The sequence below is a fragment of the Coprococcus sp. ART55/1 genome, assembly GCF_000210595.1.
GTDB lineage: Bacteria > Bacillota > Clostridia > Lachnospirales > Lachnospiraceae > Coprococcus > Coprococcus aceti.
In genome coordinates, this window is record NC_021018.1 from 3029638 (window position 1) to 3038984 (window position 9347).

The 9347-nt window shown below is 42.1% G+C and carries 10 protein-coding genes, 1 tRNA gene and 1 pseudogene; 1 reads left to right on the forward strand and 11 read right to left on the reverse strand.

The annotated features are described in order from the left end of the window. A partial coding sequence (locus CCU_RS13615; protein ID WP_305803650.1) for a pyruvate formate lyase family protein occupies positions 1 to 1158 on the reverse strand: 1158 nt, incomplete at its 3' end. Between the two features lie 402 nt (positions 1159 to 1560). On the opposite strand from CCU_RS13615, the gene CCU_RS13620 reads away from it, so the two are divergent. Then, a complete protein-coding gene (locus CCU_RS13620) occupies positions 1561 to 2256 on the forward strand; it encodes a Crp/Fnr family transcriptional regulator (protein WP_055222757.1) in 696 nt (231 codons plus the stop codon). A 98-nt stretch (positions 2257 to 2354) separates the two neighbouring features. Here CCU_RS13620 and ftsH read toward each other — a convergent pair whose 3' ends face one another. The 10 genes and pseudogenes from ftsH to CCU_RS13660 all read right to left on the reverse strand — a co-directional run bounded on the left by ftsH (position 2355) and on the right by CCU_RS13660 (position 9062). Then, positions 2355 to 4175, reverse strand: coding sequence for an ATP-dependent zinc metalloprotease FtsH (gene ftsH / locus CCU_RS13625; RefSeq protein ID WP_015535048.1), 1821 nt, complete (start codon positions 4173 to 4175; stop codon positions 2355 to 2357). Between the two features lie 386 nt (positions 4176 to 4561). Then, a tRNA-Cys gene (locus CCU_RS13630) sits at positions 4562 to 4635 on the reverse strand. A gap of 5 nt (positions 4636 to 4640) precedes the next feature. Beyond that, a pseudogene (locus CCU_RS13635) lies at positions 4641 to 4731 on the reverse strand. A gap of 97 nt (positions 4732 to 4828) precedes the next feature. Continuing rightward, positions 4829 to 5479: a hypothetical protein gene (locus CCU_RS13640; RefSeq protein WP_004854102.1), complete on the reverse strand. Its 651-nt coding sequence runs from the start codon at positions 5477 to 5479 to the stop codon at positions 4829 to 4831. A gap of 126 nt (positions 5480 to 5605) precedes the next feature. After that, the gene (locus CCU_RS13645) at positions 5606 to 6388 is read right to left on the reverse strand and encodes a metallophosphoesterase (RefSeq protein WP_055279917.1); all 783 of its coding nucleotides are present in this window, start codon (positions 6386 to 6388) and stop codon (positions 5606 to 5608) included. A gap of 102 nt (positions 6389 to 6490) precedes the next feature. Then, positions 6491 to 7333, reverse strand: coding sequence for a TIGR02452 family protein (locus CCU_RS13650; RefSeq protein WP_015535050.1), 843 nt, complete (start codon positions 7331 to 7333; stop codon positions 6491 to 6493). Positions 7334 to 7420: 87 nt separating this feature from the next. Next, positions 7421 to 7798, reverse strand: a complete 378-nt coding sequence (locus tag CCU_RS14225) for a hypothetical protein (protein WP_015535051.1) — start codon at positions 7796 to 7798, stop codon at positions 7421 to 7423. A gap of 64 nt (positions 7799 to 7862) precedes the next feature. After that, positions 7863 to 7979, reverse strand: coding sequence for a tRNA(His) guanylyltransferase Thg1 family protein (locus CCU_RS14875; protein WP_238050312.1), 117 nt, complete (start codon positions 7977 to 7979; stop codon positions 7863 to 7865). Between the two features lie 149 nt (positions 7980 to 8128). Continuing rightward, entirely contained in the window at positions 8129 to 8278 is a 150-nt protein-coding gene (locus tag CCU_RS14235; RefSeq protein WP_243440906.1) for a hypothetical protein, read from the reverse strand. Positions 8279 to 8288: 10 nt separating this feature from the next. Beyond that, positions 8289 to 9062, reverse strand: a complete 774-nt coding sequence (locus CCU_RS13660; protein ID WP_243440907.1) for an RNA ligase family protein — start codon at positions 9060 to 9062, stop codon at positions 8289 to 8291. Positions 9063 to 9347: the final 285 nt, after the last annotated feature.

Sequence of the window (9347 nt, forward strand, 5' to 3'; positions counted from 1 at the left end):
AGAAATCTTAGCAGCATACTTCTTGAATGTATCCTGAAGAGCTGATGAGTAAAGAACTGTAAGGTTTGGCTCTGGAGCTGGTCCCATATTCTCAAGTGTATGAAGGAATCTGTAATCGTTCTTTGTAACCATTGAACGTCCGTCAACACCGATACCACCAACCTCAAGAGTAGCCCATACAGGATCTCCTGAGAACAGCTCGTTGTATGACTTAATTCTTGCGAACTTAACCATACGAAGCTTCATTGTGAAATGATCGATAAGCTCCTGAGCCTCAGCCTCTGTAAGCTTACCAGCCTTAATATCTCTCTCAATGTAGATATCAAGGAATGTAGATACACGTCCAACTGACATAGCTGCACCGTTCTGAGTCTTGATAGCTGCAAGGTATCCGAAGTATAACCACTGAACAGCCTCTTTAGCGTTTGAAGCTGGCTTTGAAATGTCATATCCGTATGACTGAGCCATAACCTTCATCTCTTTGAGACGCTTAATCTGCTCTGAAAGCTCTTCTCTCTGACGGATGACATCATCAAACATGTTGCCATCGCCACAGTTAGCCTTATCCTCTTCCTTCCAAGCGATAAGCTGATCAATACCGTAAAGAGCAACTCTTCTGTAGTCACCTACGATACGTCCACGACCATATGTGTCAGGAAGTCCTGTTACGATATGTGTATGACGAGCTGCCAGCATCTCTGGTGTGTAAGCATCAAATACTGCCTGGTTGTGTGTCTTGTGATACTCAGTGAAGATCTTGTGGAAGTTCTCGTTTGGAGTATATCCATACATCTGAAGAGCCTCCTCAGCCATCTTGATACCACCATAAGGCATAAATGCTCTCTTAAGTGGCTCATCTGTCTGAAGACCTACAATCTGCTCAAGATCCTTTGTCTCTGGATCAATGTAGCCTGGGCCATAAGATGTGATGCTTGATACAACATCAGCATCCTCCTTTAAAACTCCACCGTTATCTCTCTCAGCCTTCTGAAGTGCCTGAAGCTTATCCCAAAGCTTGTTAGTAGCATCTGTTGGGGCTGCAAGGAAACTCTCGTCTCCATCGTACTGTGTGTAGTTGTTCTGGATGAAGTCTCTTACATTACACTCTTCCTTCCAGAGTCTACCTGTGAATGATTCCCATTCCTGGTTCTGTAACATGATAAAATTTCTCCTTTCAGTGTTTTAATATGTGAAAATGTGACACACTATTTACTTATTATACAGAATAATCTTCTATAATTCAATAATGCTTATCACATTCCTTGCTTTTCATTTGTAAGTATATTATACTTTACTCATAAATTCGGTTGTTATAACCACGTAATGAAGATTTAAACAACTTTTTTTGAAAAAATTTGAGAAAATATATGAATAATATATATTGTGTATGGACAAGGGATAATTTATTACACATATACAATATACTGTGTTTTGAAAAAATATACATCCTATAGCTGAAAGCCTGATCGCACCCCTGCATCATGACACCTTGTCACTATAATATACTACGCTGCAGACTGCTGCTCTGCATAGAAATAAATAATAAGATGGAGGTTATGTATGAAACTTAAAATTCCTCAATATCAATTGTCTGAAGTACTCAACATGATGGCATTTAAAGGAATCTCGGAAGCCGATATCAAAACCATGATGGATCTCGGGATCCTGCGCGAACACTATTACAGATACAACTCCACTATATTCAAAGCCGGCGAAATAACCGAGGAGCTTGGAATAGTCATCAAAGGCCGGGTGATTGTTGAGAATGTTGACTACTGGGGCTCCAAAAGTATCCTGAGTTCAGCACTTCCTGGAAAGGTGTTCGGTGAAACATACGCCCTGTCCGGACACAAACTCATGATCGACGCAAGAGCAACAGAGCCTACTATCGTATTCCTGCTCAACGCACAGGATATCATGTCCGGCAAATACAACAGTTATCCGTGGCATCTGCAAATGCTGAAGAATCTTCTTCTCCTATCATCGAGAAGAAGTCTCACACTCTCTCTTCATATCTTCTATATAAAGCCAAAGAAGATACGTGAGCGTGTCAGCTATTATCTCTCAGGACTTGCCAGCTCTCTTGGAACAACTGAGTTCGATATCCCATTTAACAGGGAACAGTTTGCCGACTACCTGAATGTCGACAGAACCGCACTGTCAAAGGAGCTGTCCAACATGCAGAGTGAAGGACTTATAGAGTTCAAAAAGAATCATTTCAAACTGTTGGAGCTTGACCACGAGGAATTGACGTAATACTACTATTCTGAATCCAGTACAAGTCTATCTTATGGTTACCGGGTGCGGAATTGTAAAATGCCAGCACCCGGTAACTGAAATTATATCTAAGAGAATCATGAATTCAATATCTTCATAAACTCCTCGCCTGTGATCGTCTCCTTCTGATACAGATAATTGGAAAGCTCATCAAGCTTCGCTCTGTTCTCGAGGATAATGGTTGCCGCCTTCTCATGCTGCTTTCTTATAAGCTCCACAACCTTCTTGTCTATGAGTGTCTGCGTCTCTGCCGAGCACGAAAGTGATGAATCACCGCCAAGGTATTTGTTAGTTTCTACCTCCATGGCTACCATATCAAAATCTTTGCTCATTCCGTATTTGGTGATCATAGCTCTTGCAAGCTTTGTTGCCTGTTCTATATCGTTGGAGGCTCCCGTTGTAATAGATCCAAATACTATCTCCTCTGCAGCTCTTCCGCCTGTGAGTGTCGCTATCTTATTCTCAATCTCTTCCTTGGTCATAAGGTAATGATTGCCCTCATCGACCTGCATGGTGTAACCAAGGGCTCCTGAAGTTCTAGGAACTATGGTTATCTTCTGGACTGGCGCCGAATCAGTCTGCTTGGCAGCTACAAGCGCATGTCCGATCTCATGGTATGACACGACAAGCTTCTCCTTGTCTGTAAGTATCGCATTCTTTCTCTGGTAACCTGCAATTACGACCTCTATGCTCTCTTCCATATCGGCCTGTGTCACGAAGCCTCTGCCCGCTCTGACAGCCCTGAGTGCCGCTTCATTTACAATATTTGCAAGCTCGGCGCCAGATGCTCCTGATGCCATTCTGGCTATCTTATTGAAGTCTACATTGTCTCCTATCTTGACCTTCTTGGCGTGAACCTTAAGTATATCCTCACGTCCCTTGAGATCCGGAAGTTCCACAGGTACTCGTCTGTCAAATCTTCCCGGTCTGAGCAGTGCAGGATCAAGTGAATCCGGTCTGTTGGTTGCTGCAAGGATGATGACACCATTGTTGCCCTCGAATCCATCCATCTCGGTGAGAAGCTGGTTAAGTGTCTGCTCTCGCTCATCATTGCCGCCTATCTGTCCATCTCTCTTCTTACCTATGGCATCTATCTCATCGATGAACACTATACATGGAGCCTTTTCCTTTGCCTGCTGGAACAAATCCCTTACCTTTGAAGCACCCATACCTACGAACATCTCAACGAACTCTGAACCGGACATTGAGAAGAAAGGTACATTCGCCTCTCCGGCTACAGCCTTGGCAAGCATGGTCTTACCTGTTCCCGGAGGACCCACAAGAAGAATACCCTTTGGCATGGAAGCGCCGATCTCCTTGTACTTTCCAGGATTGTGAAGATACTCAACTATCTCAGTCAAATTCTCCTTCGCCTCATCCTCTCCGGCGACATCTGTAAACTTTATTCCCTCTGTGGAATTAACATATATCTTCGCATTACTCTTGCCCATTCCAAACATCATGGAATTCTTGCCGCCTCCGGCGTGCTTCATCATCTGATTGGCAAGCATTCTTCCAAGTAATGTGAATATAAGTATAGGCACGATCCAACTGAGTATAAAACTGAGTATCGGTGATGTCTGCTTGATCTCCTGACCTGAGAACTTGGCTCCCGACTTGTAAAGTCGCTCGGTTAAGTTCTCATCACTCACCATAGCAGTCTTATACACCTTCTTGTCATCTTTGCCTGTAAAATAGATGACATTTGACTGTGCCTCAATGTCTACCTCATCGATCTTCTTGTCATCTGTCATGGATATGAACGTACCATAGTCCACCTCCTCTATACTTCTCTCAGCAAACCATGGGACAAATATGAAATTGAGAACCATTATTATGATAAGCACTATCAGATAATAAAATATCAGCGGCTTCTTTGGCTGTTTTACTTCTTTCATATAAAAATCCTCCTTGTGATATTTTTTAGGATATATATGTCTGACACAATACAGAAACGCCATTATCATATATATTATTCTAACCTTATATCACAAGGAGGATTTATTCAATTAATTATTTCTAAAATTTGTATAACACTTTTGAAAATACAGGCAAAATTATAAATATTGCTTACAGTACAGCCATGTGGGCAGCTTCGGGCTGATCAGTCAGCACCTCCATTAACCATTCTCATGGATTTCAGCATCATATTCTGATGCCTAAAGAACAATTATTATATATCTGATATCTATTCAACACTCTTATAAGTTAACCAATACCCATTATCTATTAACCGGTGACTATTAACAGTTCAAGCCCGCCTTCCTTAAAGAAGAATACCATTTGGGTTCTTGTACAGGGATCGAACCTGTATTCATGCTGTTGCAGAGCATTGTCTTACCATTTGACCAACAAGATAATTTTGGCGCGATTAGAGGGAGTCGAACCCTCGCGGCAAATATTTTTGCCCTATGACTGTTTAGCCATTCCCTTAAACCACTTGGGTATAAACGCTTAAGTACACACTTATCGCCGTGTGCTGCGGACTGAATAGAAGCTATTCGTACTGTAAGCAATACTTATGAAGAATTTACCTGTCCGTTCTGAAATATCAGAACTCTACATATGTAGTCGCGTTCGATATTCTTATAGCGCTCTCAAGATTAGCTTTAAGCTCATCCTGTCTGCCCTGTAAGTCTCCAACAACCTTTTCAGCGTCAATTGGATCCACCATGCTGTATACAAGATTATCGCAGTAGGCAGATATGCTTTTCAGACTGTCGTCACTGAGAACCTTCTTATCACTTGAAGCAAGCGCTGTACTCATGGCCTCCTTCTGTCTGTCGGCATTCTCCTGTGACTTATTGATAGCCATCTTGGCCTTGGTGAAATCGTTATTTATCTTTCTGATAAGAGCGTCATCAAAGTTAGTATTTGAGAAACTTCTTCCAAGTAAAGTCTTTCTGAGATTGATTGCCGCTGCCCTCGTCATGGTCACCCCTGCCACCTCTATATCCGTAGTGGCATTTGCAAGCAGGATCGCTGCATCAAGCCTGTTGTATCTGCTTATGAGATCCCTTATACTCTGAAGATCCGCCCTCGCCTCGTCATCAAACTCCTGCACGCTCTTCTTACCACCGATAACGATATCATCTGATGTCTTTTTCACTGTCACAAAACTGGCTCTGTCTATGGCATCATTGATCTTCTTTATCAGAAGGTCTCTCTCATCCAGAGCTCTTGTCACTATCATTTTCTCCATAATATTCGTATCCTCCTTATTTTAATAATTACATTTATATGTTATCCCCTTTTATTTCAGGTGATTTTTAACATCTGGCTCTTCAAATATGATCTGTTCATCACGATATTTGCTATCTCTAACGAACTAATTCCATACCACAGGCACCATATCATAATATATAAGTCTGTGCTTCGTATCCACGTACATATCCTCGTGATAATGTCCGAAGTACCACATGGAATATTCAAGTTTTCCTTCAAGTTCCTCAAAGAAATCCGTCAGTATATTCTGAGCGTACAATTCATGCAGGCGTCCATGCATCCTCTTTATATCTTCAAGCTTCAGCTGTATAGTGTTTGATGCGCAATGGGTTATGACATAGTCGACCTTGTAATCACAGCTCTCAAGATTTACCCTTGCTTCCTCTATCTCTGTATCTGTCGGAAGCTCCTGTTTCCACCATGATGTGTTCAATATTCTGAACGGTCTGCCACTCCCCATTGCCAAATTATATTTATGCTCGAACAAAGGATCATCCTTATCAAGCACGCCACCGCTTATATCGTGGCTCTGTGCTCCTCCGAACGTAAAATATCTTTTTCCCTCTATATCGAATACCTGTCCGCGCTCAAGAAGTATCACCTTATCACGGACTATATGCCGCACTTTGCCACCATGCCACTTCTCCACCGGGTATTCATCTATCATATTGTAATTCTCATGATTTCCCTGAACCCATAGAAGTGTAAATGACTGCTTTGCGAAGAATTCACAGTCCTGTTCAAAGGACTCTCCTTTTGTCCAGAGCAAACCAAGATCCCCGCATACGATCACTGTATCATTTTCAGTTAGATCCGGGCAGCAGGAAAATCCTCCTGACATAAATCTCCCAAACCTCCCGTGACAGTCGCCTGTAATATAAATCATTTCAAAATCACTCCTTTATTTAATTGCCTTGTAATCCGGCTCATCCGGCAGACTTATGTTCGCCTTTGCATACTCAAGTCTTCTCTCGTACCAGTTTGTTTTTTACAATGAACTTAATACGCTATTAAACACTCTGTAATTGGAATCGTCGCTTGGTCTGCAGTATACAGCAAACTCGATATTCTTAAATGCGTACATATAATCCCTCACCACATTTGCCGCAGCAGTTGCCACGACCTGCGGTTCGTTACAGAATGCTCCGCAACCAAACGCCCCGAGTATTACTGTGTCTGCATGATTTATAACCGCGCTGTCAAGTATTCTTCTGAGTCTTTTCTCATGGATGACCTGAAGTTCTCTATTGCTGGGTGTCACCGCTCTCGTTCCATCTCCGGAATTATATCTATTGCTGGGGGTTTCCCTGAGATTTGGCGCCGCACATGTGATCACATCAACTATATACCAGTCATCACGCTCCATTAGTTCCGGACGATCTGTATCAGTCTTGAACACAACGATATCTGGAGTGTATATGATGTCATCGTTATGTATTGGATCATGCGCCGCTCTGTGCGGTGTGTAGAACATTCCCCACATATCAGGGGTGTTCAGACAGAAATACAGATTGGAACATCTGCAGAGACATTCCTCCTGCGCCCCCGCACCATTTACAACTCCGCCGCCTGGATTTGTCGCTGATGCAAAGTTATGCACTGCTACATGATTCCCTTTATAGGCCTTTGCCGCCTCATAGGTTCTCTTCTTTGAGACAACCACATTTGCCTTTTTGTAAATATTCAGTTCAGGCGTTGGTATAACCTCCGCCTCTGCTATAAAGCGCTGATTTGCCACCGATATCTTTGTGACAGCTGAAAGCTCAGCATCCGTCTTGCACATGCGCTCTGTATCCTGAAATATACTTCTGTTCATCTCTCTGCGATCCATATTTTTTACACCCCTTTGATATTATGCTATTACATTACTCTATTATCCTGTTAGTTTTTTAACCTGCTATTCCAATACTCTCTGTTTTTACTGCTCTCCAATATATATAAGATGGTCAACATACTCTCTTTCCTCGCCCTTGAATATCGGTATATCATTGTCTATCATCCATCCTCTGGAATTTTCGTTGCTGCTGTCTCCTGTACATGACGGGACTTCATCTGCCTGTCCCCTGATGCAGCAGCTTCCTCTCTTGCATGTCACCGAAAAGTCATTCCAGTTTATATTCTTCTCAAGCATCAGCATATCCTGTATATCACCGGTGGACTTGCCATGCATCTGCTTCTGTGAGAAATTGGCATGTCCAACCATCTGTATCGAATTGCGGGATGCGTCGAGCTGCCTCCAATATATGAGATTCGTCACCTCTTCCTTCGGTATATTGAAGCATCTTGAATCAAACATCGCCCCAGTCTCACAGGCCTTATCAAGGACTTTGATATATTTGGGATCCTCCGTACCCTCTTCTTTAACCGCCTGCCTGCATAGCTCTCATAAAAACAGAATCAAACGGTCTCTTAAAATTCCTTGTATATGTATGAAATGCCTTGCCGTCTATTCGTATCGCAACCGGACAACGTCTCATAAGCTTTGTCTTCGGTATCTGCTCATATCTTTCAAATCTTCCGCATATTCATTTATTGATATGCCCTAGTTTATATCACATCCGGCTGATTGGCTATGAACCCGTAGTTTAAAAATCTAAATGTTCCTCTTTACGCTTATAGCCGTGTATCAAATTTTCCATTCTTTTCTGAATATCTCTATCCCAACCTTCATACACATCTTTCCGGCATAGTTTCCCGCCTTCTGAATGATTTCGGGTTCTTCTTTCAGGCAGTCTTCATAAATTCTCTTTGGAAGATTCTTATAAATAATCTGCAAATCCTTCCTCTCAATTTTTTCGGGAATTTATTCCTTCATCCACAAGCTTATTTACTATTTTCCGCACCCTGGCCTCGGTGACGATCGTTCGAGCATATCTTTCTGCCTCATCCATGTCTGCTTTTTTCTGTTGATCATCCCTTTTCCTCATATTCTGCCTGCGGTTATCCACCTTTATCTCATAAAATTCTGGATTTACATACTTCAAAACATGTGGCTCACGTCCCTCCAAAAGAGCCGTCTGGTTCTTTATGACAATTCCCTCCTGCTTTTTTCCATAGGCAGGATCATTTGCAAACTGTTTACAGTGTTCCCAGCTTATAAATTTCCCATAATAGAGTTCATGTACATATGGAATGCCACATTCATCTGCAATAGATTTCACAGAGTCCTGAGACAGCCACTGATCAGCATCTCCATCGAATATGCTGAACAGATAAAATTTGTCATAGTTATCTTTTTCATATATCACCGTATGTTTCACAAGCCACTCTCCGAAAAATATGTAATGTGGATACCTTGCAAATGGTTCCTTGTCCATTTTCTGAACATATTCCCAGAATCCTCTTAAGTTCTGTTCCTTACTCAGCTCATTATTACGGCTGAACGCTCTGAGGACATCCTCTTTTTCGTCATACCGTATACTTGCATTGGCCCCATCCACTTTTTCCGTGATACTGATGATATCTCCAACCTGAAATGCCCCTGTGTTTACCGGGAATGTGATGTCATCGAGCATTGTTTCTCTTTCCCTTACCACCTGGATATCTATATATTTCTTCACAATCGACCTCCAAATTTTTGACATTTAACAGATCTGCTTGCAACGCATTATAGCTAGTGTTTCTGCCGTTTTCAACGCATTTCAAGCAACTTCTGCATTTTCAGTCAAACGCTGATTTTCAGCCATTTGTGGGCATTTTCAGGGATAAAAAATTTGTTACCCCTGCACAAAACTTAAGCTGGAACATAAGGTGAATTTCTACCCCATAGACAAATAAAATGTAGAACATAAGATAACCGATTTTACCCCATGCACAAAAACGGGACGAGAAAACGACATGCCGAA